This is a genomic window from Aquabacterium sp., assembly GCF_050725395.1.
Taxonomy (GTDB): Bacteria; Pseudomonadota; Gammaproteobacteria; order Burkholderiales; family Burkholderiaceae_C; genus Aquabacterium.
Map to the genome: position 1 here is coordinate 32,119 of NZ_JBOHHL010000014.1, position 24,108 is coordinate 56,226.

The window sequence follows — 24,108 nt, forward strand, 5'->3', positions numbered from 1 at the left end:
GCGCTCAATGGGCTTGCTGGACGTTTTGACCCACCTTGTGAATTTCTTCCTGCCTGCCCTGGGGATGGCCTTGCTCTTGCCTGCCCTGGCTCGGTTAGTGTGGTGGCGCGCGCTGAAACCGGCCGGTTACGGGCGGCAGGTGAAATGGGCGGCCGGGGCCAATGCCTTGGTGCTGGTCGCGGGTTTGATTGTGTTGGGGCGTGACGGCGCCATGGCCACCTATGCCGCACTCGTGCTGGTTTCGGCGCTGACCGTCTGGTGGACAGGATTGCGTTGAGACCATGAGCTACAGCATCAAGGAAATGTTCTACACCCTGCAGGGTGAGGGCACGCACGCCGGGCGCCCGGCGGTGTTCTGCCGCTTCGCCGGCTGCAATCTGTGGACGGGCCGCGAGGACGATCGGGCCAAGGCCATCTGCCAGTTCTGCGACACCGAGTTCGTGGGCACCGATGGCCTGGGTGGCGGCAAGTTCGCGACGGCCACCGACCTGGCCGCGCGCATCGCCGAGTTCTGGCCTGCGGGCTCTGAAGCGGCCAATGACCGCCGCTTCGTCGTGTTGACTGGCGGTGAGCCTTTGCTGCAGGTCGATGCCGAACTGATCGAAGCCTTGCACGCGCAAGGCTTCATGATCGCGGTCGAGACCAATGGCACCATCGCCGCGCCTGCCGGGCTGGACTGGATCTGCGTCAGCCCCAAGGCCGGATCGACCTTGGTGCAAAAAAGCGGGCACGAGCTTAAAGTGGTCGTCCCCCAGCCTGGTTTCACCCTGGCCGACCTGAAGGCCATGGAGGCCCTGGATTTCGAGCAACGGCGCGTGCAGGCCATGGACAGCGCCCAACCCGTGGCGCGCCGCGATGCCATGGCCTGGGCGGTGCAATGGTGCCTGGACAACCCGCGCTGGATGCTCAGCGTGCAGACCCACAAGACCCTGGGCATCCGCTGAGCGGGAAGAAGAAGTGATCGCATGTTTGAACTGAGCCAGACCTTCACGTTTGACGCGGCCCACACGCTCAAGCGCCACGTGTCGCCCGAAGAGGCCGCGGGCAGCCGCCGCATCCACGGCCACACTTACACCGCCGAGGTCGCGGTGAGCGGGCCCCGTCAGCAGGACACCAGCATGGTGATGGACCTGTCGGTGCTGCGTGCGGCGCTGGCCGAGGTGCGTGCCTTGCTGGATCACCACCTGCTGGACGAGGTCGGGGGCCTGGGCACGCCCACGCTGGAAAACCTGTGCGTGTTCATCTTCGACCAAGCCAGCGCACGCCTTCCGCAGGTGAGCATGGTGAGCGTGTCGCGCGTGGCGGGCGACCGTTGTGTCTACCGTCCCAAGGCCTGATTTGAGCCAGCCTGTGCCACCTTTGCCAGCCAGCCTGGCCGAACGCAGCCGCCAAGCCGTGTGGCACCCCTGCACGCAGATGAAGGCACACGAGGCCCATCCCCCGCGCGCCATCGTGCGGGGCGAAGGCCCCTGGCTGATCGACGAACAAGGGCACCGCATCCTGGACGCCGTCAGCTCCTGGTGGGTCAACCTGTTTGGCCACGGCTTCAAGCCCATCGTTGATGCAATCACCGACCAGTTGGTCCGGCTGGACCACACGATGCTGGCGGGACTCACACACGCGCCGGTGGTCGAGTTGTCGGAGCGGCTGGGTGCCTTGACCGGCCTGGGCCACGCCTTCTACGCCAGCGATGGCGCCAGCGCCACCGAGATCGCGCTGAAGATGAGCGCGCACAGTTGGCGCAACCGTGGCATGCCAGGCAAGCACCGTTTCATCGGGCTGCAAGGCGGCTACCACGGCGAGACAGCCGGCGCCTTGTCGGTGACGGACATCCCGCTGTTCCGCGAAGCGTACGCGCCTTTGCTGCGCTTGAGCGCGACCTTGCCTTCGCCCGACCTGCGCCATGCCGCATCGGGCGTCGGTCCCGACGAACACACCGCCGCCTGCGTGCGGGCCTTGGCCGACCACCTGGCCGAGCACCATGCCTCGATCGCTGCCTTCATTGTTGAACCGCTGGTGCAAGGCGCGGCGGGCATGGGCATCCACTCGCCGACCTACCTGAGCGCGGCGCGCGCCTTGTGCAACCAGCACCAGGTCCACCTGATCTGCGATGAGATCGCCGTGGGATTTGGCCGCACCGGCACGATGTTCGCGCACCAGCAGGCGCTCGACGCCCAAGGCCAGTCCATCCGCCCCGACTTCATCTGCCTGAGCAAGGGCCTGACCGGCGGCGTGCTGCCCCTGTCGGCGGTGCTGACCACGGACGAGGTCTACGGCGCGTTCTGGGATGACCGCACCGCGCATGGCTTCTTGCATTCGCACTCGTACACCGGCAACCCCTTGGCCTGCCGCGCAGCCCTCGCCGTGCTGGACACCTTCGAGCGCGACGACGTGGTGGCGCGCAACCGCGTGACCGCCGAGCGCCTGTCAGCCCTGGCCGAGCCCCTGACGCGGCATCCGAGCGTGAAAGCACACCGCCACATCGGCATGATCTGGGCCTGGGACATCGCGACCTCCGATGCCAGCTTCGCGGCCCGCTTTCACCGCACCGCCCTGGATGAAGGACTGCTGTTGCGGCCCATCGGCAACTCGCTGTATTTCATGCCACCCTATGCCCTCACCGAGTCGGACATGCAGCACTTGGTGGACGGTGCCCTGCGCACCCTGGGCCAGGTGTTGGCGCAGGACGCCGTGCCTGCCGCATCGAGCGGCGACGAGCGCCTCGCATGACCGCCTTCTTCGTCACCGGCACCGACACGGGCGTGGGCAAGACCCGCGTCAGCAGCGCCTTGCTGCATGCCCTGCAGCGCCAGCATGCTCGGGTGATCGGCATGAAGCCCGTGGCCGCCGGCACCGAGCTGATCAACGGCGAATGGGCCAACGAAGACGTGCTGGCTTTGCGGGCAGCCTCGACCGTGCAGGTGCCCGCGCTGTACGACAACCCGTATTTGCTGAACCTGGCCGCCTCGCCGCACATCGCGGCGCGCGACGAAGGCGTGGACATCGACATCGAGCACATCGCGGCCTGCTTCCACGCTTTGCGCCAGCAAGCCGATGCGGTGGTGGTGGAAGGCGCGGGTGGTTTCATCGTGCCCCTGCTCGAGACGCCGGGCCACTCGGCCACCAGCGCGGACCTGGCGGTGCTGTTGCGCTTGCCGGTGATCCTGGTGGTGGGGGTGCGCCTGGGTTGCCTGAACCATGCCTTGCTGACGCAGGAAGCCATCCTCGCGCGCGGGCTGAAGCTGGCGGGCTGGGTGGCCAACCGCATCGACCCCAGCATGACGGGGCTGGAGGCCAATGTGGACACCCTGCGCTTGCGCCTGCAAGCGCCGATGCTGGCCGACCTCGCCTGGCAGCCCCATGCCGGGGCGGCAGACCTGGCCATCCGTTTGCCATGACCGCTTGGGGCGACGCTCAGCGGTCTGCCCAGTCCCGGACATAAGCCGGCACCTGGTCGGTTTGGCCGGCTTCCGGAATGGGCGCCAAGCGGTTCTGCCGCAGTGGCAACACTCCCGCCCAGACGGGCCAGTCCAGGTCGTCCTCCTTGTCCTTGGGGCCCCAGGACCGAATCTTGGCCGCGGCCTCGAACAAGGGCAGGCGCAGCACCGTGGTGGCGGCCAGTTCATTGCGGTCCGGCGCGCGGGCTTCGTGGCGGCGGCCGGGGGCCAGGTGGTCCATCAGGCGGTGCAGCACTTCGGTCTTGTCGGCCTCGGGCACGGGCTCGAAAGCGCCATGCACCACCACCGATCGGAAGTTCATCGAGTGGGAGAAGGCCGAGCGCGCCATCACCAGCCCGTCGAGGTGCGTGATGGCCAGGCAGGCGGGGGTGCCTTGCCCCAGCGACTTCATCATCTGGCTGCCATTGGAGCCGTGGATCAACACGTGGTCGTCCACGCGCCAGACCACGGTGGGCAGGCACACCGGGCCGCGCTGGTCCACGAATGACACGTGGCAAAGGTAGGCGGCATCGACGATGGCGTGGATGGTGTCGCGGTCGTAGTGGCCGCGGTCTTCGGCGCGGCGAACCCGGCTGCGTTCGGAGGGCGGTGGTGCGGGGTGGTTCATGGTGTTGTGGTCCCTGTGGATCGGTGAAGCCCGACGATAAGAAAAACATGGCTCCATGAACAGGTCCACATCATTGCAAAATCATGGAGCCACGATTTTTTGGGTGCCAAGATGCCAGGATCCGCTTCATGACCGACTTGACCTTGCTGCTGGACCGCCGCTTGATGCGTGCGCGCAAAGACACCATGCCCCGGCAACGGCGGCTGTACGAACTGTTGCGGCAGGCCATCCTGGATGGTCGCCTGTTGGCAGGAACTGCCTTGCCGGCCAGCCGCGTGCTGGCGCAGGACCTGGGCCTGGCGCGCAACAGCGTGATCCACGCCTATGAGCAATTGGCCGCCGAAGGCTATGTGCAGACCAGCCGGCAAGGCACCATCGTCGCGGCCTTGCCGAGCCGGCCCAAGCCGCCAGCGAGCAGCGCTCAGCCCGAGGTGCCGGTGGGCGCGATGCTGTCCTCCCGCGTGCAATCCTTCAACCGGCGCCGCACCCCCGAGCAGGACCTGCTGCCCTTCATGCCGGGCATCCCGGCCCTGGACGCCTTTCCCGTGCGCACCTGGCGGCGCCTGCTGCAAGGCGTGTGGAGCGACCCCGACCCCGCCTTGTTGAGCTACCGCCCCGCCTTGGGCGAGCCCGAGTTGCGCCAGGCCATCGCCACCTATGTGCGAACCGCGCGCGGGGTGGTCTGCGAAGTGGAGCAGGTCATCGTGACCGGTGGCACGCAAGACAGCCTCGACCTGTGTGCCCATGCCCTGGCCGATCCTGGCCAACGCGTCTGGATCGAACACCCTGGCTATGGCGGCGCGCGTGTGGCCATGCAGGCGGCTGGTTTGCGCGTGGTGCCCGTGCCGGTGGACGATCAAGGCCTGGCCCCCGCCGGGGCCTTGTGGCGCCGCCAGCCACCCCGCTTGATCTACACCACGCCGTCACACCAGTACCCTTTGGGATCGGTGCTGCCGCTGGCGCGCCGCCTGGCCTTGATCGAGCAGGCGCGGACGGCGGGCGCCTGGATCCTGGAAGACGATTACGACAGCGAGTTCCGCCACGATGGCCCGCCCCTGGCCGCGATGCAGGGCCTGGTGCCGCAGGCCCCGGTCATCTACCTGGGCACCTTCAGCAAGTCGATGTTCCCGGCCTTGCGCCTGGGTTTCATGGTGGTGCCGGCAGCCCTGGTCGACCGCCTGCAAGGCGTGCTCGGTGACCTGGTGCGGCGGGGCCAATCGGCCGAGCAGGTGGCCTTGGCCGCCTTCATCAACGAAGGCCATTTCACCCAGCACCTGCGCAAGATGCGGCCTTTGTATGCCCAGCGGCAGGCGGCCCTGCGCGAGGCCCTGGCGCGCCATTGGACCTGGCCTGGCGAGGTGCTGGGCGGCGCCTGCGGCCTGCACCTGGCCTTGACCTTGCCGGACGATGTGCCCGACGTCCTGGCCGCCGAGGCCGCCCTGAAGAAAGGCTTGAGTCCACGCCCGTTCTCGGTCTATGGCATGGGCGGCGAGCCTCGCAACGGCCTGGTCATCGGCTACGCCAACACCCCCGCCGAGCAGATGGACGCCCGCGTGCGCCAGTTGGTCAAGGCGGTCAACGCAGGTCTTGCGCGATGATCCGTGCCATGTTGCGTTCGGCCAGTGCCGTGATGGTCACGAAAGGGTTGACGCCGATCGAGCCCGGGATCAGCGCGCTGTCGGTCACGTACAGGCGGTCGTAGCCCTTGACGCGGCCGATGTGGTCGGTCGCCTTGCCCAGCACGCAGCCGCCCAGTGGGTGGTAGCAGAAGTCGTCCGCGAAAATCTTGCCGCCGCCGAACAGGTCGGTGCGGTAGAAGGTGGCCTGCTTTCGGTTGATGCGGTCGAACAGCGACTTGGCCGCGTTGACGGTGACCGCATTCTGCGCGCGCGTCCAGTTCAATCGCGCCGAGTCCGTGGCCGCGTCATAGACGAAGCGGCCCCGCTCAGGGTTGCGCGTGATGGCCAGGTACATGCTGACCCAGTTCTCGAAGCCCGTGGGCAAGGGCGTGATCTCGGCGAACACGGGGTTGAGGGGATTGTCCCAGTCGTTGATGCCCATGGCGGGCATGGTGGACTGGATGGCGCCGGTGGGGTTCCAGACATGGTTGGCGCGCGCGGCCATCACATTGCCGTTGTGGCCCCAGCCTTCGCCCACGGCGTTGTTCAAGCGGGGCAGGGTGCCGGTCTCGCGGGCGCGCACCAGCAATTCGGTCGTGCCCAGGCTGCCGGCCCCCAGGAACAAGTGGCCGCACGACACCTGCACATCGGCCAGCACGTTGCCGTGGTCGTCGATGGCGCGCACGCTCAGCAGGTAGTCGCCATTGGCCTGCTGCTCGATGCGGCGCACCTGCTGCAGGGTGTAGATGGTGACGCGGCCCGTGCCCACGGCATCGGCCAGGTAGGTCTTGTCCAGGCTGAGCTTGCCGGCGTTGTTGCCATAGATCACCTCCTGCGCCAAGGCCGAGCGGGGCACCTGCTTGGCCTGCTCTGCGGCCATGTACTTGAAGTCGTAGACGCTGGGCACGAACACGGTCTTCAGGCCAGTCTGCTGGGCCTGGTCTCGCGAGACACGGGCAAAGCGGTAGCAGTCGGCCTTTTCGAACCAAGCCGGATCGACCTGGTTGGCGCCGAGCAAGCTGTTGGCGCGCGGGTAGTACTCGGCATACATTTCCTCGGCATTGACCTCGGGCAGCATCTGCTCGAAGTAAGCGCGCGGTGGGGTCACGGCCATGGCCCCATTGACCAGCGAGCCGCCGCCCACGCCACGCCCCACGTACACCGACATCTCGTCGTAGTTGACGCGGTCCAGCACGCCCGCATAGCGGGGGATCTTCTTGTTGATCACGTCCAGGCCGAGGAAGGTCTTGAGTGGCGCTTCGGTGCGGTCCTTGAACCACATGGCGCGGCCGTCGGGCGACAAGGTCTTGGTGAAGATGCTGCCGTCGCTCGTGGGCTGGGTCCACAAGCGGCCCATCTCGAGCATGACCACGGGCACCCCGGCCTCGGCCAGGCGCAGGGCCGTGACCGCGCCGCCATAACCCGTTCCGACGACGATGGCCGGCACGCGGCCCAGGCTGCCCAGGGGCGCCCGCGGTTGGGCCAGCGACTCGTTGAAAACGCGGCTGGACGCGGCCGAGCTGTTCAGGGAGAAGCCGGACAAGCCCAGCACACTGGCGGCCTGCAAGGCCGAGTGGCCCAGAAAACGACGGCGAGACAACATGGCGATGGTCCACGGTTCGATGAAGGAATGGGCCGATTCTGGAAGCGCTGCGCAGGCCCGCTCGATCGGGCATTCCCTGCCATCGCGCCCCGCACCCCTGACTCGGGGATGACGCGGCAAGGTGCTCACGTCAAGCGGGGCACCGTGGGTGCTACAGTTTTCCGCCCCAGCCCTCACGCACCATGAAGACACGCATCACCACGCTCCTCGGCATCGAATACCCGATCGTCCTGCCCGGCATGACCTATGTCGCGGTCCCTGAACTGGTGGCCGCCGTCAGCAATGCCGGTGGCCTGGGCATCCTGGCCTCGGGTGGAATGTCGGCGGACGAGTGCCGTGCGGCCATCCGGCACGTGAGGTCCCTCACGGCCAAGCCCTTCGGGGTGGGGTGCAGCCTTTTGTTGCCGGGCGCGACCGAGTGTGCGCGGGTGGCTTTGCAGGAACGGGTGCCCGTCGTCAATGTGTCGATGGGGCGCGCCGAATGGGTGGTGCAAGGGGCCCATGCCTACGGCGGCAAGGTCATCGCCACGGTGTCCAACGAGAAGCACGCGCGTTCGGCCATCGACATGGGCGTCGATGGCTTGATCGTGACCGGCCACGAGGCCGCGGCCCATGGCGGCGCTGTCACCTCGCTGGTGCTGGTGCCGGTGGTGCGCGACATGACCGACCTGCCCATCATCGCGGCGGGCGGCTTTGCCGATGGGCGTGGGCTGGTGGCCGCGCTGGCCCTGGGTGCCGACGCGGTCGCCATGGGCACGCGCTTCGCCACTTCGCGCGAAAGCGTGGTCCATGCGGCCACCAAGCAAATGATCATCGACAAGCCGTCCGAGGACACCATCTACTCGTCCAACTTCGACACCTTCCCCTGCCGCGTCATGCGCACCCCCGGGGGCGAGAAGTACACGGCACGCCGGCTGGGCCCCGGTCTGGTCCTGCTGCGGTCATGGCAGGCGGCCCGTGAACTTCGGACACCCTTGCGGCCCTTGCTGCGCGATGCCTTGCGACAGGGTTTGGTCGGTGCCATCAAGATCGCTTACTTCGGGGCAGCCACGCTGGCCATGCGCAAGGCCATCCAGCAAGGGGACCATGCCGAAGGGGTTCAACTGATCGGGCAATCGCAAGGCTTGGTCCGCGACACGCCCACTGTGTCCGAAATCGTCGATCGGGTCATGCGGCAAGCCCATGACGTAAAAACGCGCCTTCCTCCCGGTTAAACCTTTTTGTGCTGGCGCAAGCTGGGTTTTTTTGCGAACATGGTGAACATCAGGGCTCCTCGAAGAGACACCGATGAATAAATCAGGTGAGTTGCGTTCGCCTCCGGGTTCAGAGGCGCCGCGTGGTTTGGTTGCGCGTTCCCAATTCGAACAATTGTTTGCCCTCGCGCCCGAGGCCCTCTTGGTGACCGATGCCAAGGGCCAGCTGGTCAAGTGGAATGAAGCCGCCGAGCTCATGTTCGGCCATGATGAGAAAACCATGCCGTCCCTGCGCATGGAAGACTTCCTGCCCGAGTCGCAGCGTCAGGCGCTGGCCGTGCATCAGAACCCTGCCAGCGAGGCTGCCGCGTCGCGGGACATGTCGCCTCGCGGTACGTTCAAGGCCCAACGCCGCGATGGCGCCACCTTCGATGCCGAGGTCAGCGTGGGCCCCATCGACTTCGATGGCCAGCCCTGCGTGATCGCCATCGTGCGCAATCAGACCGAGATGGTGCTGGCCCGCGAGCGTGCCGAGGCCGCCAAGCTGGCCAAGAACACCTTCCTGGCCAACATGAGCCACGAGATCCGCACGCCCATGAACGCCATCATGGGCCTGACCCAGTTGATGCTGCTGGAGCACCCCACCGACCAGCAGCGTGATCGCCTGGGCCTGGTCATGACCGCCGCCAAGCACCTGCTCGGCATCGTCGACGACGTGCTGGACCTGTCCAAGATCGAGGCCGGCAAGCTGGCGCTGCACCCGGTGGACTTCAAGCTGGAGGCCGTGCTCGAGGCCGCCTGTGGTGTGCTGGCCGACAGCGTTCGGAACAAAGGCCTGCGCCTGGAGCGGCACATTGATCCCGACGTGCCCACCTTGCTGCAAGGTGATCCGCAACGCTTGCAACAGATCCTGATCAACTACGGCACCAACGCCGCCAAGTTCACCGCCAATGGCCATGTCAAGCTGCGCGTGAAACTGGACGAGCAAAGCCCCTCCTGGGTGGTGCTCCGCTTCGAGGTCGAGGACACCGGCATGGGCGTGGCGCCCGAGCAATTGCACCGCTTGTTCAACCCTTTCGAGCAGGTCGATGATTCAATGACCCGCCGCCACGGTGGCACGGGCTTGGGCCTGTCCATCAGCCGGCACCTGGCCCGATTGATGGGCGGCAAGGTGGGGTGTTCCAGCGAGCCCGGCCTGGGCAGCGTGTTCTGGTTCACGGCCCGGTTGAAAAGGGCGGAAGCGTCGGCCGAGCTGTCCATGGAGGACGTGCCTGCCAACCAGGCCGACTTGAAGCTGCGCTGCGAAGGCGCCCGTGTGCTGCTGGTCGAAGACCAGGCCTTGGGCCGACTGGTGGCGCACGACATGCTGCAGTACATCGCGGGCATCGAGGCCGACACCGCCAGCGATGGCCTGGAAGCCGTGGAGCGCGCCAAAGGCCAGTCCTACGACTTGATCTTCATGGACATGCAGATGCCGAACATGAATGGCATGGATGCTTCGCGCCTGATCAGGGCCCTGCCTGCCCATGCCGCGACACCGATCATCGGCCTGACCGCCAATGCCTTCAGCGAAGACCGCCAGCGTTGCCTGGACGCGGGCATGAACGAGCACATGGCCAAGCCCCTGTCGGTCGAGTCGATGACCGCGGTGCTGACGCGCTGGTTGACGTCACGTTCTTACTGAGTCTGAGGCCTGGTTTGCGGCAGGCCCCTGCGGGCGGCCACCAGCGCCTTCCAGAAGCGCGCGTCCTGCGAACTGGCGAAGTTGATGCGCATCATGGTGCTGGGCTGGCGCTGCGCGTGGAACAGCGAGCCAGGCGCGATCAGCCAGCCCGCGTCCAGCATGGGCAAGGTCAGCCGCTCGGTGTCGACGCCCACGTCCATCCAGCCGAACAGGCCTTGTGGCTTGGCCGCGAATTCGCAGCCTGACTGGCGTGCCAACTGCAGGCAGCGCGCGCGGGCCACGTCCAGTTGCTGGATCACACGTTCGCTGTGGCGCCGCAACTGGCCTTGCTCCAGGCACAAGGCCAGGGCCTGCTCCAGGATGGGGGGTGTGGTCAGTGTCGTCAACAGCTTGGTGTTGATGATGCGGTCCACCAAATGCGCGGGCGCCGCGATATAGCCCACGCGCCAGCTCGGGGTCAGGATCTTGGAGAAGCTGCCGACCGAGATCGTGCGTCGCAACTCGTCGAGCACACACAGCCGGGTGGCGTGGCCGGGTGCCAGGTAGGCATAGATGTCGTCCTCCAGGATGTGGAAGTCGTGGGCCTCGGCCAGGCGCAGCACCTGGTGGGCATGGCCCGGCGAGAGCATGGCGCTGGTGGGGTTGTGCAGCACCGACACCGTCACGTACAGCTTGGGCCGGTGCGCTTTGGCCAGTTTGTCCAGCACGGCCAGGTCGGGGCCATCGGGGCCACGAGGCACGGGCAGGACGCGCATGCCCAGCTGGGCCAGCCGCGCGAACTCGATGGCCCAGCCCGGGTCGTCTACCAGCACCGCGTCGCCAGCCTGCAGCAAGCTGCGTGAGACCACGTCCAGCGCGTGCGTGGCCCCCACGGTGGTGATGATCTGGTCCGCGTCGGCCTTCAAGCCCAGCTCGCCCAGTTTGCGCGACATGGCCGCGCGGAATCGCGCATCGCCCGCGGGCTCGCCATAGTGCAGGGTCAGTGGCAACAGCCGCTCGCCCTGGGTGACCTTGCGCAGGGCGGCGCCCAGCATGGCCGCGTCGAGCCAGGCCGGGGGCAGGGTGCCCAGCCCGGGCATGGGGTGGTTGCCCGGTTCGTGGAACATGCCCTTGATCAAGGTGGTGGCGTCGATCGGCGTCCGGGGCTGGAAAGGGTGAGGCGCCTTGGACTGTGCCTTGGTGGACGCGTTCGCCCCTTGGCGCACGAAGAAGCCGCGCTGCCGATGGGATTCGATCAGGCCCTGCGCCAGCAGTTGATCGTAGGCGGCCACCACGGTGTAGGGACTGACACCATGGCTCTGTGCGCACTCCCGCACGGAGGGCAGGCGCGAGCCGGGCGCCAGCAAGTGTTGTCGTATGCGCTGGGCAAAACGTTCCACCAGTTGCTCGGTCAGGGTGAGGGCGCTGTCGCGGGTCAGGGGCGTGGTCATGTCATCCGATGTATTGGCGCCATGACCAGCACAGATTGTTCATTGATCTGGCTTGGTGTGTTGGTCATGTGTTGGTCACGGCCCTTAGAGTGCCACAGATGAACACCACACCACAAGTCCTCGCCCGTCGCCCTGTGTGGGCCGGCCTGCCCACCGTCTCGCCACGTTGGCTGGGCGCCTTGGCGGTCTTGTTGTTCGCCATGACCATCCCCATGACGCGGGTGGCCAATGGGTCTCTGGAGGCGCCTCAATTGCCGCCGCTGTTCGTGGCCGTGGCGCGCGGCGCCATCGCTGGCGTGCTGGCCCTGGCCTACCTGTGGATGGTGCGGGCAGAGCGCCCGGTGAGGGGGCAGTGGCCCTTGCTGGCCGGCGTCGTGGTGGGGGGGGTGTTGGTGTTCCCCTTGTGCATGGGGTGGGCGGTTCGCGTGGTGCCCGCGGCGCACGCGGCGGTCATCGTCGGGCTGTTGCCACTGTGCACGGCTGCGCTGGCATCGTGGTGGATGGGGCAGCGGCCAGGACGTGGATTCTGGCTCGCCGGAGCCGCAGGCAGTGCCCTGGTGCTGGGCTTCGCCTTGGGCGTGGCCCGCTTGCATGGCGCCGACCACTGGGTGGACGCGGATGCCTGGCTGGTGGTGTCGATGCTGGGGGCCTCGTTGGCCTATGTGGCCGGGGCGGCCTTGTCCCGGCAGATGCCGGCCGCCCAGGCCATCTCCTGGTCGCTGGTGGTGGCCTTGCCCATCACCGTGCCGGCCACGGTCTGGTGCTGGCCCTCCGACGCCGTGATCTGGCAGGCCTGGGGCGCCTTGGCCTACGTGGCGGTGGTCTCCACCTGGCTGGGCTTCTTCGCGTGGTACGCGGCCCTGGCCCGCGACACCATGCGCGTCAGCCAGTTGCAGCTCATGCAGCCTTTCACGTCCATCGCCTTGTCGGCGCTGCTCTTGCGCGAGTCGGTGGACTGGTCGACCTGGCTGGTCGCGGCGGCGGTGTTGATGGTGGTGATCTGGGGTCAGCGCGCGGCCCGCCTCGGGAGCAGCAAGCCATGAGCTTCACTTTGGCGCGGCGCACACAGCGCATGAATTCATCGGCCATCCGCGAGATCCTCAAGGTGACCGAGCGGCCTGGTGTCCTGTCGATGGCGGGCGGGCTGCCCGCGCCCGAATCTTTCCCCATCGAGGCCATTCGGCTTGCTGGCGACCAGGTGTTGTCCACCCAGGGCGCGGCCGCTTTGCAGTACGCCACCACCGAGGGCTTGCCGCCCCTGCGCGAGTGGATCGCAAGGCGCCTGTCCCGCGATGGCTGGCAGGTCGATGCTTCGCAGGTGCTCATCACCACGGGGTCTCAACAAGGCCTGGACCTGATTGGCAAGGTGATGCTCGACGAAGGCTCGCCCGTGCTGTTGGAGCAGCCGACCTACCTGGGCGCCTTGCAAGCCTTCTCGCCTTACGAGCCGCTGTTCAGGCCTTGGGCCGCCGATGCCGAAGGGCCTTTGCCTCAAGCCATGTCGGGCGCCGAGCCGGCTCGCCTGGCTTACCTTGTTCCCAACTATCAGAACCCCAGCGGACACTGCATCGGCGATGCACGGCGCCGTGAACTCGCCGAGCTGGCCATTCGAAGCCGGACGCCCATCGTCGAAGACAACCCATATGGCGAACTCTGGTTCGACACCCCGCCACCGCCGCCCTTGGCCGCGCGCGCACCCGAGCAGGTGATCTACCTCGGGTCTTTCTCCAAGGTGCTGGCGCCGGGGCTGCGCGTGGGCTACATCGTCACGCCGCGGGGCGACCATGCCGATGTGCAGGCCCTGCGTGCCAAGCTGTTGCAGGCCAAGCAGGCCAGTGATCTGCACACGCCGGCGCTCAACCAGCGCATCGTCATGCAGTTGCTGGACATGGGTTTTGACCTTGACGGCCATCTGGACACCGTGCGTGCCCGCTACCGTGCCCAACGCGATGCCATGGCCGCGGCCTTGGGTCGGCATTTGCCCCAAGGGTGCACCTGGCACTTGCCGCAAGGCGGGATGTTTTTCTGGGTGAGCTGCCCTGAGCACATCGACACTTCCCAAAGGCTGCCGCGCGCGGTGGAGGCCGGCGTGGCCTATGTGCCTGGTGCATCGTTCTATGCCGGCATGGCTGCGGGGCAGGGGCGGTCCCTGCGCCTGTCCTTCGTGACCTTGTCGCCGATGCAGATCGACGAAGCCGTGGCGCGGCTGGCGTCCTGCCTCGCCTGAAGCAGGGCTCGCGCGGGCTGGTACGCTTGGGCGATGTCTTCTTCTTCGCCTCTTTTTGCCCCCGAGCTCGCCGACCTGGCACAAGCGCACCTGCTGCGCCGCCGCCGCGAAGTCGCGCCTTGGCTGCCGCCCTCCGACCTGTCACCCGAGCAAGAGCATGTCCGCGGCACCACCTACGTGATCGACGGCCAGACCCGGCTGTCTTTCGGCAGCAACGACTACCTGGGCCTGTCGCAGCACCCAGCCCTGATCCAGGCCGCGCAGGACGCCGCCGCACGCTACGGCGTGGGCGCCACGGCCTCGCCACTGGTGTGTGGCCACAGTCCCTCGCACGAAGCGCTTGAAAGCGAACTGGCCGCCATGGTGGGCCTGCCGCGCGCGGTGTCCTTCGTGGCGGGTTACATGGCCAATGTCGGCGTCATCCCGGCCCTCGTGGGGCGGGGCGACGCGATCTTCTCCGATGCTTTGAACCATGCCTGCTTGATCGATGGCGCGCGTTTGTCGCGGGCCGAGGTCAACGTGGTCCCGCATGCCGACCTGGCGGCCCTGGACTCGGCCCTGAAAGCCAGCACTGCCCGGCGCAAGCTGGTCGTGACCGATGCGGTGTTCAGCATGGACGGCGACATCGCCGACCTCCCTGCTTTGCTGACCTTGTGCGAGCGCCATGACGCCTGGCTGATGGTCGACGATGCGCATGGCTTCGGCGTGTTGGGGGAACACGGTGAAGGCACATTGGCCCATTGGGGCATCACCGGCCGCGAGGGTGTTCAGGCCACCTGGCAAGGGCGCTTGCACCGCTTGATCTACATGGCCACGCTGGGCAAGGCCGCGGGGGTGGCCGGTGCCTTCGTGGCGGGTGAATCCACCTTGGTCGAATGGCTGGTGCAGAAGGCGCGCACCTACATGTTCGCCACCGCCGCACCGGCCATGCTGGCCGAGGCCGTGCGCGCTGGCCTGCGCGTCATCCATGAAGAACGTTGGCGGCGCGAGCATTTGGCGCAATTGCGTGATCGATTGCGCACACGTTTGCAGAAGCTGCCGCCCGCATGGCGCCTCATGTCGTCGGACACCGCCATCCAGCCCTTGATCATTGGCAGCAATGCCGACGCCCTGGCCGTCATGGCCCACCTGGATCGCCAGGGCTTGTGGGTGCCGGCCATCCGACCGCCCACGGTGCCAGCTGGCACCGCCCGGCTGCGCATCTCCCTGTCGGCGGCGCACACGCTGGACCATGTCGACACCTTGTGCCAAGCCCTGACAGAAGCGGGCTGAGTGCGCTACGATGGCCTGACAAGGAGTCAGACCCATGGACACCAACCACCTCAAGACAGCCCTGGCGCAACTGCAACGTGATCTGGAAGCCGGAGGCAAGCTGGACCCGGAACTGTTGCAGCAGCTCAAGTCACTGGACCACGACATCCACGCCGTGCTGGCGGCCAGTGAACCGCAGGACGACCTGGTGTCGAGTCTGAACGAGCGCACGCAAGAGATCGACGCCCGCTTCTCGGCGGAGCACCCCTACCTGTCCACCACCTTGCGCGATGTCATGGACACACTGGGCAAGATGGGGATCTGATCGCTTCTTGAACGCTCAGGCGACCCATGCCTCGGCCCGCAATGAATGCGGGTAGGCCTGGGTGATCGTCACGTCGATCAACTGACCGATCAGGCGGTCCATGTTCGGGCCACCGGGGAAGTTGACGATGCGGTTGCACTCGGTGCGGCCCATCAGCTCGGTCTGGTCCTTGCGGCTCGGCCCTTCCACCAGGATGCGCTGCCGCTTGCCAACCAAGGCCTGGCTGAACTTGTTCACGTGCGAGTCCAGCACGCCTTGCAGGTGCTGCAGGCGCTTGAGCTTGACGTCCTGTGGCGTGGTGTCCTCCAGGGCGGCCGCTGGCGTGCCGGGGCGTGCGCTGAAGATGAAGCTGAACGAGGCGTCGAACTCCAGGTCGTGCACCAGCTTCATCATCTTGTCGAAGTCTTCATCCGTCTCGCCCGGAAAACCCACGATGAAGTCGGACGACAGGCTGATGGTTGGACGCACGGCGCGCAGCTTGCGGATCGTGCTCTTGAACTCGAGCGAGGTGTAGCCGCGCTTCATCGCCATCAGGATGCGGTCCGAACCGTGTTGCACGGGCAGGTGCACGTGGTTGACCAGCTTGTCGGTCCTGCCGTAGACATCGATCAGGCGTTGGCTGAACTCGTTGGGGTGGCTGGTGGTGTAGCGGATGCGCTCGACGCCGGGCATCTCGGCCACGTAGTCCAGCAGGGTCGCGAAATCGGCGATCTCGGTGGTGCCGCCCATCACGCCGCGGTAGCCGTTCACGTTCTGGCCCAGCAAGGTGATTTCCTTCACGCCCTGGTCGGCCAGGTCGGCCACCTCGGTCAGCACGTCTTCAAAGGGGCGCGAAACTTCTTCGCCGCGCGTGTAGGGCACCACGCAATAGCTGCAGTATTTGGAGCAACCTTCCATGATCGACACGAAGGCCGAGGCACCTTCCTTGCGCGGAGGGGGCAGGTGGTCGAACTTCTCGATCTCGGGGAAGCTGATGTCGACTTGGGGGCGGCGCAGGCTCACGCGCTTTTCCAGCATGGCGGGCAGGCGGTGCAAGGTCTGCGGGCCGAACACCACGTCCACGTAAGGCGCGCGCTCGATGATCGCCGCGCCTTCCTGGCTGGCCACGCACCCGCCCACGCCGATCATCACGCCTTTGTCCTTCAAATGCTTGACGCGGCCCAGGTCGCTGAAAACCTTCTCTTGCGCCTTCTCGCGGATCGAGCAGGTGTTGAACAGGATCAGGTCGGCCTGCTCCGGGTCGGAGGTCGGCTCATAGCCCTGGGCGGCGTTCATGACGTCGGACATCTTGCCCGAGTCGTATTCGTTCATCTGGCAGCCATAGGTCTTGATGTAGACCTTCTTGGGCGCTTTGGTGGGGGTTGCGGTGTTGCTCATGGCAGGTGTCGTGTCTCAGGGCTTGGTCCAGGTCTGGCCGATGGGGTCGAAGGACCAGGTGGCGGCCTCTTTCGGCGTCTTGGGCCACAGTTGCTGGATCTCTTCAGGGCGCAGCACCCACACGTCCTGCACCAGGCCGTGTTGTTCCGAGGTGTAGTTGACGACCAGCTTCTGGCCGGTGATGGCGGCCGACATGAGCAGCATCTGGTTCGGGCCCCGGATGCGCGAGCCGGGCGCCAGGCGGGCATCCTGGCCATTGAGCTTGACTTCGGGGGCGGCGGTGACGGTCAATTCGCCGCGCAAGGCATTGGCCGGGAAATTGCGGTGCACCTGCATTTGCGCAGACGCCAGAACGGGCACGGCCAGGGTCAGGGCGACCGAGGCCGTCAATAGACAGCGGGGCATGGTGTAGATCCAGGGGCTGTGGGGGAAGCGTTGATTTTACAGGCCCTGAAAACCAAAAGGCAGGCCCATCAACGGCAAAGGCCCCGAAGGGCCTTTGCATCAAGAGACGAGGATGGAGGGGGTGCTCAAACTTTGGCGAGGCGGCGGCGCGCCAAGCCCATGCCCACGAGGCCCAGGCCCATCAGCGCGTACGAGGATGGCTCGGGCACGGCAGGTGCGGTGAAGACGCCTGCGGCCGAGGTCGAACCCCAGTTGGCATTGCGAACCAGGTTGGCCACGTCGCCGGTGGTGTCCAGGCCCAAGGCCGTCAACAGGGTGTTGGCCGTGTTGGTGTTCAACTTCAGATTGCCGGCGAAACTGCCGCTGGCGTGGCCGTTGGCCAGGCCATTGCTGACGCCGTCGACGATGATGGTGCCCAAGGTGCCACCCACGACGACACCGGGGACCGTCGACGTGAAGATGGCCTGGTAGCCATAGCTGGTCAGGGCGCCCGAGCCGGTGTTGGAGTAGAGGTTGGCGAAGACGGTGGAGGTGCTCAGGTCAACCTTGAAGTTGGCCATGAAGATGTTGTACTGCGTGACCGTGGAGTCGTCATTGACGACCGAGCGGCGGATGTTCACCAGCGAATTGGCCGCCGACAGGCTGGTCAAGGTGTCGCCCACGCCCGTGGCGTCGTTGAATGTCAGGGCGACGTTGCCAGTGGCCTTGGTATAGGCGGCCTTGTTGGCGCTGCCGGCAAGGATGTTCGACATGCCGACCAGCGAAGGCAGGGTGGCGGGCGTGATGATGGAAGAGCCGGAGGCGCTCAGCGCCGACAGGGCTTCCGATGAGAAAGTGAGGCTGCCGGTGCCGGTGCCGGCGTTCCAGACATAGCCAGAGGCCGCGTGGGCGGTGCCGACCGCGACGAGGGCGGCGGTGCTCAAGATGTTCTTCAAGGCGTGCTTCATCAAAAACTCTCCATCTGGCCACCGAGGCGAATGTTGTCGGCGATGGGGGTATTTTATGAACCTCTTGTTGACCTTTGGGAGGGGATTCCCCCTGACAGGGTTATCAATGCGTGTTGTTTTTGGCATAAAAAAACCGCCTTGTCGGAACAAGGCGGTTCTTCGGGTCAATGTCCGGCCAGGCCGGACATCAGCCTACTCAGGCAGCCTTGCGGCGGCGAGCAACGGCACCGGCGGTGGCCAGGCCAGCGATCAGCAGAGCGTAGGTCGAAGGCTCAGGCACAGCTGGGGGAGCCGTGAAGGTGCCCGAAGCCGAGGTAGCACCCCAGTCGGCGTTCTTGACCAGGTCAGCCACGTCACCCGTGGTGTCCAGACCCAGCGAAGCCAGGATGATGTCGGCCGTGCCATTGTTCATGCTCAGCTTGCCGCTCAGGGCGCCGCTGGCAGAACCGGTTGCGCCGGCTGCGGATTCGCTGGTCACTTCGATCAGGCCACCGGTGCCACCAGCGACGACGCCAGTGTTGGCAGCGGCGAAGATGGTCAGGTTGCCGTAGCTTTGCAGTGCGGTGCCGGCGCCAGCGTTCGAGTACAGGTTGGCGGAGATGGTCGAGGTGACCAGGTCAACCTTGAAGTTGGCCATGAACACGTTCTTTTGCGAGACCGTGCCATCTTCGTCGTTGACGATCGAGCGACGGATGTTCACCAAGGAGTTGGCGGCCGTCAACGACGTCAGCTTGTCGCCGTCGATGGTGGCGTCCGTGAACGTCAGGGCGACATTGCCGGTGGCCTTGGTGTAGGCCGCGTTGTTGGCGGAGCCAGCGCCGGGGAAGCCGACCGACACCACGCCGGGCGTGATGATGGACGAGCCAGAAGCGCTCAGGGCCGACAGGGCGCCAGCCGAGAACGTCAGGCTGCCGGAGCCGCCTTCAACGGTCCAGGTGCCAGCGTAAGGGGTTGCGCTGGCAACGCCAGCTGCCACGAATGCGGCCGCAGCCACCAAGCTTTTGAATGCAAATTTCATTTAATTTCTCCACTGTGAATACGGTCTTTATTTGAAGATTCTCAAAGTGTCAGAGGCGACCGGCTGACCTCAATCGACCGTTGCACTCTAACGATGACGCGCCGACACGCCTATAGGGTTCTACCGAGTGTGTAACTGATTGATGGGGGGAACTACCTAACTCCCTCCGTGGCGCAAGTCACGCTGTGGCATTTTGAAACAATTAAGTGGCCTCTTTTGGGCGGAATGGCGTGCTTTCTGCACTTGACAGGGGGGTTGGTTTGGACGATTGACGACCGCTCCGCGCATTGGCGGGCCTGCAACCCTGCCAGCCATGGGGTTTTAATAAGGCCGGGCGGTGTCGTTGAGTTCGGCCAGCCGCGCGGGCGTGCCCACGTCAACCCACCGGCCTTCATGCGGCTGTGCGCCAAGGCGGCCTTGGTCAATGGCGCGGTCGAGGCAAGGACGCAGGGCCGCGCGACTGCCGGCAGCCACGCCGTGGACCATGGCGGCGCGGTAAAGCCCGATGGTGGAGTAAGTCCAACTGGGTGTGCCCGCAGGCGCCAGTTCCTTGCGCAGCACCCGGCCCTGGCCCGTCACCGCGAAGTCGCCAGCCGGGTTGTGCGGTGGATTGGCCACCACCCAGAGGTGCGCCCAATCCGTTTCGCGGGCAAAGCGGTGGGCATGGGCCTCGTCAAAACGGAAGTCGGGGACGAACACATCGCCGGCCAGGACCCAGAAAGCCTCTCCCAGCCAGGGCAGCGCCTTGGCGATCCCGCCAGCGGTTTCCAGGGCACCGCCGTGATCGCGGGCCTCCATGGAGTAGCGGATGCGCAGACCCCAGCGCGAACCGTCGCCCAGCGTGGCAGGGAATTGTTCTTCGAGCCAGGCGGTGTTGATGACGACCTCGCGCACCCCATCGCGGGCGAGCGCCTCGAGGTGCCATTCGATCAGAGGCTTGCCTTGCACGGTCAACAACGGTTTGGGCGTGTGGTCCGTCAAGGGGCGCATGCGCTCACCGCGGCCCGCGGCCAGGATCAAGGCAGGCAAGGTCATGGGTGCTTGGCCGTGGCAGGGGCTTGCACGAAGGCGGTGATCGTTTCCAGGATGGTCTTGACCTTGAAGGGCTTGAGCAGCACGCGTTTGACTTCCAGTTGGCGCAGTGTTTCGATGCTGGCTTGGTCCACCCGCTCGGTGGTGATGGCGACCGCCGCAGTGGCGGGGCTAAAGGTGCTGCCATTGCGGATCCGGTTGATCAGGCCCAGTCCGGCCTGATCGTCGTCGAGGGCGATCACAAAGCCATCGAAAGCGCGGGCGCGGAGCAGGTTCTCTGCCGCGTCCACGCTGGGGGTTTCGTGGATGTCGACCAGGTCGAGGCTGCGCGCGACCGAGGTGACGGTGCTGCGCACCAGGGTGTGAGGCTCGACCAGCAGCAAGGAAAAGCGTTTGCTGTGGCGCTCAGATGTCATGGTGGCCTCCCGCCAGTTCTTCAAGAACCACGTCGCGCAGGGCGCCCAGGATGCTCAGGTCGAGCGCGTCCAGGGTGCGGGCCTTTTGATCGATCAGGCACAGCGTGCCGATGACATGGCCCGATGGCAGCATCAGTGGTGCGCCCGCGTAAAAGCGGATGAAAGGGGCGCCCGTGACCAGGGGGTTGTCCCTGAAGCGCTCGTCGGCCAGGGGATCTTCGATGACGAGGAAATCTTTTGACGCCAGGGCGTGGCCACAAAAGGAGATATCGCGCGAGGTCTCGCAGGTCTGAAGTCCCACTTTGGATTTGAACCACTGGCGGTTCTCGTCCACCAGCGAGATCAGGGCGATGGGCACGTCGAACTCGCTGGCCGCGAAGGCCACGATCTTGTCGAACCGTTCTTCGGCGGGGGTGTCGAGGATCAGCAATTCGCGCAAGGCCTGCAGGCGTTGCGGGTCATTGGCGGGGATGGGCGCGGCTTTCATGCCCACGGATGATACCCAGAGCGCATTGAAATGGGGGTCAGTGTTTCAGGCGCCAGCCCACGATCTTGTCCGCCATGTCCCGCAACGGTGGCGGGACGTTGTGCCGGTACAGGAGGCCATGGGGGTAGATACCGGTGGGCTGCTTGGGTTCGGGCTGCCGCAAAGGGCGGCCATTGAGCAGGCTTTGAAAGAGCACCTGCCATTCGCCGCAGATTTTTTCGTAGCTGAAGTTTTTCGCCACCCAGGTTTTGCCGCTTTGACCCAGCTGCTGCGTGGAGGCCGGGTTGCTCAGCAGCGACACCACCGCGCGCACATACTTTGCCATGTCGGGGGCCAGGACACCGGAATACTGGGGGCTGACCGTGTCGCAGAATCCCCAGCGCTGAGGCGCCACGATGGCCAGGCCACAGGAGGACATCTCGAGCGCGGACAGGCACGAGGTTTCGGTGAAGCCGGTAGGGTTGGGCAACCCCACCAAGGCTTTGTTCAGCACGGCGTACTTTTCAGAGCCCAGCTTGCCGTGGAAGTGAACGCCGGAGGTCCCGGAGGCCTGGCCCAGGTGCTGGTGGATTTTTTGCAGGTACAGCCGGTCGGCCTTGGAGGCGGCACCGTACAGGTCGACCGAGCCGATCACGTCCAGCTCGGCTTGGGGCACGGCCTTCTTGATGCTGGGCCACACCTTGGCCAGTTGGAGAAAACCTTTCGATGGGACGAGTGCCCCCATGTACACCGCTCGGCAGGTCCGAGCCGTGTCGCCCGCGGTGGGTGGTTCGTAGACGGGGTTGTCGATCCAGGTGCTTTTGGCGTAGCTCTCGGAGAACCGCGTCAAAAGCATTTGTTCCCGGCCCACGTTGACCACCGCGGCGATGCGGGGTTCCAGCCCCAGCCATTTCAGCATCGGTCCCCGAGCGTGGTTGTGCGACCAGGCGATGACGCGCGCGGTGGGGGGCAGCACGTCCATCAGCTTGATCAGTAGATCGCCAGGCCGGGCCACGATGAGGTCGAACTGGCCGGCGATGGCTTTCAGGGTCTCGGGGATGGTGCTGCCCTGTGGCACGACGATGCTGTCGACCCAGGGCGACAGCGTGTTCGAGGAGATCTGGTGCAGCACGGCGATCTTGCCAGCCTGACGCTTGCCCAGTTCGTGGGGGATCGAGCCAAACAGGAAGTCGGTCCCGCCGATGCCGATGTTGCCGCCTTCCGGATTGCCAAGGTCCACGTTGCTGATGTCCCTGTCATCCCAGACGAACAATACTTTTGGTGGATTCATCATCAAAGCGGTTGTGCAACTCGTTCTGTTCCATGCGCCAGGCGGGCAGCGGGTGCGGACTTTATACACGAGCGGAAAAGAAAAAAGCCTTGCACTCCTATGCCGCCATCTGATTCGTCCTGCACCACCTGCCGTTACTGCTCAGATTGGAAGGCCAGATTCAGACAACTCCGCTTTGCAAAGGCGGGAAACGAGTTCGCGTAGCGCATCACCCAGTGTGTCCGTCCGGACACAAAGTACATAAGCCACGGACACGTGCAACGACAAAACTGCGCTCGTCGTGTAGCTCATCGTCAAGCAAGTCTTTAACGAACTCAAAGGAAAATGATGAAAGCAAGCAAGTTTTTCATTCCATTCGCAGGCGCGGTGCTGCTTGTCGGTGTGGGCAGCGGCATCTTGGGCTCCCATGGCGGTGGGCTGAGCGCCATGTCCAGCGCTGTGGCGGCAACCAGTGGCAGGGGCAGCTACACCAGCGCTCCCGTCATCGCATCCCAGCCGGTCTCCCAGTCGGTGGCGGCCGGTGCCAGCGTCAACTTCAGCGTGACGGCGTATGGCGCTGCCACTTTGAATTTCCAGTGGCGCAAGGACGGGGCGAACATCAGTGGCGCCACGTCTTCCAATTTCAGCATTGCCTCTGTGGCCACGGGCAACGCTGGCAGCTACGACGTGGTGGTGACCAACAGCAAGGGCAGCGCAACCAGTTCGGCCGCCACGCTCTCAGTGGCCCAGACATCGACGGGCACCATGACGTCCGACGTGGTGACGGCAGCCCAGACCTTCTACAGCACGCTCAGCAGTTCCCAGCAATCCACCGTTCAGAAGACCTGGAGTCTTGACACGGCCCGTAATTGGTCGAACTTGCCCGCTTCAATGGTGGCGCGCAACGGCATTGCCTGGAGCGCGCTGAGCACCGCTCAAAAAACAGCCGCCCACGCCCTCATCACAGCGGCTTTGGGTTCGAAGGGCGACACGCTGTTCACGGGCATGCAGATGGCGGACAACTACCTTTACAGCATCGGGGGCGGCAGCGGTTACGGCGAGGGCCAATACTACATATCCTTCCTGGGAACGCCGTCGACCAGTGGCTTCTGGATGCTCCAGGTAACAGGCCACCATCTGACCTACAACGTAGCCTTCAATGGCAGCTACAAGTCAGCCACCCCGTTGTTCCTGGGCATTGAGCCCAAGGCATCGTTCACTTACGGCGGTACCACGTACGATCCGATGTCGGCTCAGCGCGTGGCGGTGGCCAACATGGGTGCCGCACTGACGGGCTATTCGACAGCCAAGCTGTCCGGCACCTACAGCGATCTGGTCTTTGGCGCCAATGGCTCCGGCAACATCGATGGCACCTGCCCTCGCGCTTACTCGAGCAAGTCAGGCCTTGGCATTCCCTATGCCAATTTGTCATCGACACACCAAGCGCTTGTCCTCGAAGTCATCAAGTCATACGCGAATACGCAGGCATCTGACATGGCCAGCGAGTTGCTCTCGGCCTACCTCAGTGACACGGCCCTGGCTTCGACCTATGTGGCCTATGCCGGCAGTGGCACTGTCACCACGAAGGGAGACTACTTCCGCATCGATGGCCCACGCCTGTGGATCGAGTTCTCGGTGCAAAGCGGTGTGATCGTCAAGAACGACATCCACTACCACACCGTCTGGCGCGACAAGGCTGCCGAGTACGGCGGTCTTTGCGGCCAAAGCTGATCATTGCCCGCGGCTGAACGGCTTTTTTCAGCGTCGTTCTGCCCAGTGC

At 65.4% G+C, this 24,108-nt stretch carries 24 protein-coding genes; 13 read left to right on the forward strand and 11 right to left on the reverse strand.

The features are described from left to right. The first annotated feature begins 7 nt into the window (after window positions 1-7). From ACREB4_RS10810 to bioD, 5 genes are read left to right on the forward strand one after another with little or no spacing between them, the layout of a single operon-like run. Entirely contained in the window at window positions 8-277 is a 270-nt protein-coding gene (locus tag ACREB4_RS10810; RefSeq protein ID WP_431588220.1) for a hypothetical protein, read from the forward strand. Window positions 278-281: 4 nt separating this feature from the next. Continuing rightward, complete coding sequence (gene queE / locus ACREB4_RS10815; protein ID WP_431588221.1) at window positions 282-944, forward strand: 7-carboxy-7-deazaguanine synthase; 663 nt, start codon at window positions 282-284, stop codon at window positions 942-944. A gap of 21 nt (window positions 945-965) precedes the next feature. After that, the gene (locus ACREB4_RS10820; RefSeq protein ID WP_431588222.1) at window positions 966-1,337 is read left to right on the forward strand and encodes a 6-carboxytetrahydropterin synthase; all 372 of its coding nucleotides are present in this window, start codon (window positions 966-968) and stop codon (window positions 1,335-1,337) included. A gap of 22 nt (window positions 1,338-1,359) precedes the next feature. Next, on the forward strand, window positions 1,360-2,730 hold the full coding sequence (gene bioA, locus ACREB4_RS10825; protein WP_431588286.1) for an adenosylmethionine--8-amino-7-oxononanoate transaminase: 1,371 nt from the start codon (window positions 1,360-1,362) through the stop codon (window positions 2,728-2,730). Then, window positions 2,727-3,398, forward strand: a complete 672-nt coding sequence (gene bioD / locus ACREB4_RS10830; protein ID WP_431588223.1) for a dethiobiotin synthase — start codon at window positions 2,727-2,729, stop codon at window positions 3,396-3,398. Before bioA ends, bioD begins: the two co-directional genes overlap by 4 nt. 16 nt (window positions 3,399-3,414) lie before the next feature. Here the strand turns inward: bioD and ACREB4_RS10835 are convergent, their stop codons facing one another. Continuing rightward, window positions 3,415-4,122 carry a pyridoxamine 5'-phosphate oxidase family protein gene (locus tag ACREB4_RS10835; RefSeq protein WP_431588224.1) on the reverse strand — a complete coding sequence of 236 codons (708 nt, stop codon included), beginning with the start codon at window positions 4,120-4,122 and terminating at the stop codon, window positions 3,415-3,417. A gap of 71 nt (window positions 4,123-4,193) precedes the next feature. Between ACREB4_RS10835 and ACREB4_RS10840 the strand changes: the two genes are divergently transcribed. After that, entirely contained in the window at window positions 4,194-5,663 is a 1,470-nt protein-coding gene (locus tag ACREB4_RS10840; RefSeq protein WP_431588225.1) for a PLP-dependent aminotransferase family protein, read from the forward strand. Here the strand turns inward: ACREB4_RS10840 and ACREB4_RS10845 are convergent. Then, complete coding sequence (locus ACREB4_RS10845) at window positions 5,641-7,287, reverse strand: GMC oxidoreductase (RefSeq protein ID WP_431588226.1); 1,647 nt, start codon at window positions 7,285-7,287, stop codon at window positions 5,641-5,643. The genes ACREB4_RS10840 and ACREB4_RS10845 overlap by 23 nt on opposite strands. A gap of 182 nt (window positions 7,288-7,469) precedes the next feature. Here ACREB4_RS10845 and ACREB4_RS10850 point away from each other — a divergent pair, with 182 nt between their 5' ends. Beyond that, a complete protein-coding gene (locus ACREB4_RS10850) occupies window positions 7,470-8,501 on the forward strand; it encodes an NAD(P)H-dependent flavin oxidoreductase (protein WP_431588227.1) in 1,032 nt (343 codons plus the stop codon). A gap of 73 nt (window positions 8,502-8,574) precedes the next feature. Next, entirely contained in the window at window positions 8,575-10,164 is a 1,590-nt protein-coding gene (locus ACREB4_RS10855; protein ID WP_431588228.1) for an ATP-binding protein, read from the forward strand. On the opposite strand, the gene ACREB4_RS10860 is transcribed toward ACREB4_RS10855, so the two are convergent. Next, window positions 10,158-11,594: a PLP-dependent aminotransferase family protein gene (locus ACREB4_RS10860; protein ID WP_431588229.1), complete on the reverse strand. Its 1,437-nt coding sequence runs from the start codon at window positions 11,592-11,594 to the stop codon at window positions 10,158-10,160. The two genes, ACREB4_RS10855 and ACREB4_RS10860, sit on opposite strands and share 7 nt — an antisense overlap. Window positions 11,595-11,692: 98 nt before the next feature. Here ACREB4_RS10860 and ACREB4_RS10865 point away from each other — a divergent pair, with 98 nt between their 5' ends. From ACREB4_RS10865 to ACREB4_RS10880, 4 genes are read left to right on the forward strand one after another with little or no spacing between them, the layout of a single operon-like run. Then, entirely contained in the window at window positions 11,693-12,637 is a 945-nt protein-coding gene (locus ACREB4_RS10865; protein ID WP_431588230.1) for a DMT family transporter, read from the forward strand. Further along, the gene (locus tag ACREB4_RS10870) at window positions 12,634-13,821 is read left to right on the forward strand and encodes a PLP-dependent aminotransferase family protein (RefSeq protein WP_431588231.1); all 1,188 of its coding nucleotides are present in this window, start codon (window positions 12,634-12,636) and stop codon (window positions 13,819-13,821) included. Before ACREB4_RS10865 ends, ACREB4_RS10870 begins: the two co-directional genes overlap by 4 nt. Window positions 13,822-13,854: 33 nt before the next feature. Beyond that, complete coding sequence (gene bioF / locus ACREB4_RS10875; RefSeq protein WP_431588232.1) at window positions 13,855-15,093, forward strand: 8-amino-7-oxononanoate synthase; 1,239 nt, start codon at window positions 13,855-13,857, stop codon at window positions 15,091-15,093. A 34-nt stretch (window positions 15,094-15,127) separates the two neighbouring features. Continuing rightward, window positions 15,128-15,397, forward strand: coding sequence for a DUF4404 family protein (locus ACREB4_RS10880; protein WP_431588233.1), 270 nt, complete (start codon window positions 15,128-15,130; stop codon window positions 15,395-15,397). Window positions 15,398-15,412: 15 nt separating this feature from the next. Here ACREB4_RS10880 and miaB read toward each other — a convergent pair whose 3' ends face one another. The 8 genes from miaB to ACREB4_RS10920 all read right to left on the reverse strand — a co-directional run bounded on the left by miaB (window position 15,413) and on the right by ACREB4_RS10920 (window position 22,298). Further along, window positions 15,413-16,774 (reverse strand): tRNA (N6-isopentenyl adenosine(37)-C2)-methylthiotransferase MiaB, encoded by a 1,362-nt coding sequence (gene miaB, locus ACREB4_RS10885; protein WP_431588234.1) that lies wholly within the window; start codon window positions 16,772-16,774, stop codon window positions 15,413-15,415. Between the two features lie 15 nt (window positions 16,775-16,789). Continuing rightward, window positions 16,790-17,179: a hypothetical protein gene (locus ACREB4_RS10890; protein ID WP_431588235.1), complete on the reverse strand. Its 390-nt coding sequence runs from the start codon at window positions 17,177-17,179 to the stop codon at window positions 16,790-16,792. Window positions 17,180-17,304: 125 nt separating this feature from the next. Beyond that, window positions 17,305-18,126 (reverse strand): PEP-CTERM sorting domain-containing protein, encoded by an 822-nt coding sequence (locus tag ACREB4_RS10895; RefSeq protein WP_431588236.1) that lies wholly within the window; start codon window positions 18,124-18,126, stop codon window positions 17,305-17,307. Between the two features lie 196 nt (window positions 18,127-18,322). After that, a complete protein-coding gene (locus ACREB4_RS10900) occupies window positions 18,323-19,144 on the reverse strand; it encodes a PEP-CTERM sorting domain-containing protein (RefSeq protein ID WP_431588237.1) in 822 nt (273 codons plus the stop codon). Window positions 19,145-19,465: 321 nt separating this feature from the next. Beyond that, window positions 19,466-20,179: an N-acetylmuramate alpha-1-phosphate uridylyltransferase MurU gene (gene murU / locus ACREB4_RS10905; RefSeq protein ID WP_431588238.1), complete on the reverse strand. Its 714-nt coding sequence runs from the start codon at window positions 20,177-20,179 to the stop codon at window positions 19,466-19,468. Further along, a complete protein-coding gene (locus tag ACREB4_RS10910; RefSeq protein ID WP_431588239.1) occupies window positions 20,176-20,592 on the reverse strand; it encodes a response regulator in 417 nt (138 codons plus the stop codon). The genes murU and ACREB4_RS10910 overlap by 4 nt, the downstream gene beginning before the upstream one ends. After that, window positions 20,582-21,079: a GAF domain-containing protein gene (locus ACREB4_RS10915; RefSeq protein WP_431588240.1), complete on the reverse strand. Its 498-nt coding sequence runs from the start codon at window positions 21,077-21,079 to the stop codon at window positions 20,582-20,584. Before ACREB4_RS10915 ends, ACREB4_RS10910 begins: the two co-directional genes overlap by 11 nt. A gap of 37 nt (window positions 21,080-21,116) precedes the next feature. Continuing rightward, window positions 21,117-22,298, reverse strand: coding sequence for a glycosyltransferase family 4 protein (locus tag ACREB4_RS10920; RefSeq protein ID WP_431588241.1), 1,182 nt, complete (start codon window positions 22,296-22,298; stop codon window positions 21,117-21,119). A 378-nt stretch (window positions 22,299-22,676) separates the two neighbouring features. On the opposite strand from ACREB4_RS10920, the gene ACREB4_RS10925 reads away from it, so the two are divergent. Further along, window positions 22,677-24,059, forward strand: a complete 1,383-nt coding sequence (locus tag ACREB4_RS10925; protein ID WP_431588242.1) for a DUF3500 domain-containing protein — start codon at window positions 22,677-22,679, stop codon at window positions 24,057-24,059. Window positions 24,060-24,108 lie beyond the last annotated feature (49 nt).

What these genes read in the sequence shown, in the direction of transcription:
- ACREB4_RS10810 (WP_431588220.1), top strand. Translation starts at nt 8, where the DNA reads ATGGGCTTGCTGGACGTTTTGACCCACCTTGTGAATTTCTTCCTGCCT.
- queE (WP_431588221.1), top strand. Translation starts at nt 282, where the DNA reads ATGAGCTACAGCATCAAGGAAATGTTCTACACCCTGCAGGGTGAGGGC.
- ACREB4_RS10820 (WP_431588222.1), top strand. Translation starts at nt 966, where the DNA reads ATGTTTGAACTGAGCCAGACCTTCACGTTTGACGCGGCCCACACGCTC.
- bioD (WP_431588223.1), top strand. Translation starts at nt 2,727, where the DNA reads ATGACCGCCTTCTTCGTCACCGGCACCGACACGGGCGTGGGCAAGACC.
- ACREB4_RS10835 (WP_431588224.1), bottom strand. Translation starts at nt 4,122, where the DNA reads ATGGAGCCATGTTTTTCTTATCGTCGGGCTTCACCGATCCACAGGGAC.
- ACREB4_RS10840 (WP_431588225.1), top strand. Translation starts at nt 4,194, where the DNA reads ATGACCGACTTGACCTTGCTGCTGGACCGCCGCTTGATGCGTGCGCGC.
- ACREB4_RS10845 (WP_431588226.1), bottom strand. Translation starts at nt 7,287, where the DNA reads ATGTTGTCTCGCCGTCGTTTTCTGGGCCACTCGGCCTTGCAGGCCGCC.
- ACREB4_RS10850 (WP_431588227.1), top strand. Translation starts at nt 7,470, where the DNA reads ATGAAGACACGCATCACCACGCTCCTCGGCATCGAATACCCGATCGTC.
- ACREB4_RS10855 (WP_431588228.1), top strand. Translation starts at nt 8,575, where the DNA reads ATGAATAAATCAGGTGAGTTGCGTTCGCCTCCGGGTTCAGAGGCGCCG.
- ACREB4_RS10860 (WP_431588229.1), bottom strand. Translation starts at nt 11,594, where the DNA reads ATGACCACGCCCCTGACCCGCGACAGCGCCCTCACCCTGACCGAGCAA.
- ACREB4_RS10865 (WP_431588230.1), top strand. Translation starts at nt 11,693, where the DNA reads ATGAACACCACACCACAAGTCCTCGCCCGTCGCCCTGTGTGGGCCGGC.
- ACREB4_RS10870 (WP_431588231.1), top strand. Translation starts at nt 12,634, where the DNA reads ATGAGCTTCACTTTGGCGCGGCGCACACAGCGCATGAATTCATCGGCC.
- bioF (WP_431588232.1), top strand. Translation starts at nt 13,855, where the DNA reads ATGTCTTCTTCTTCGCCTCTTTTTGCCCCCGAGCTCGCCGACCTGGCA.
- ACREB4_RS10880 (WP_431588233.1), top strand. Translation starts at nt 15,128, where the DNA reads ATGGACACCAACCACCTCAAGACAGCCCTGGCGCAACTGCAACGTGAT.
- miaB (WP_431588234.1), bottom strand. Translation starts at nt 16,774, where the DNA reads ATGAGCAACACCGCAACCCCCACCAAAGCGCCCAAGAAGGTCTACATC.
- ACREB4_RS10890 (WP_431588235.1), bottom strand. Translation starts at nt 17,179, where the DNA reads ATGCCCCGCTGTCTATTGACGGCCTCGGTCGCCCTGACCCTGGCCGTG.
- ACREB4_RS10895 (WP_431588236.1), bottom strand. Translation starts at nt 18,126, where the DNA reads ATGAAGCACGCCTTGAAGAACATCTTGAGCACCGCCGCCCTCGTCGCG.
- ACREB4_RS10900 (WP_431588237.1), bottom strand. Translation starts at nt 19,144, where the DNA reads ATGAAATTTGCATTCAAAAGCTTGGTGGCTGCGGCCGCATTCGTGGCA.
- murU (WP_431588238.1), bottom strand. Translation starts at nt 20,179, where the DNA reads ATGACCTTGCCTGCCTTGATCCTGGCCGCGGGCCGCGGTGAGCGCATG.
- ACREB4_RS10910 (WP_431588239.1), bottom strand. Translation starts at nt 20,592, where the DNA reads ATGACATCTGAGCGCCACAGCAAACGCTTTTCCTTGCTGCTGGTCGAG.
- ACREB4_RS10915 (WP_431588240.1), bottom strand. Translation starts at nt 21,079, where the DNA reads ATGAAAGCCGCGCCCATCCCCGCCAATGACCCGCAACGCCTGCAGGCC.
- ACREB4_RS10925 (WP_431588242.1), top strand. Translation starts at nt 22,677, where the DNA reads ATGAAAGCAAGCAAGTTTTTCATTCCATTCGCAGGCGCGGTGCTGCTT.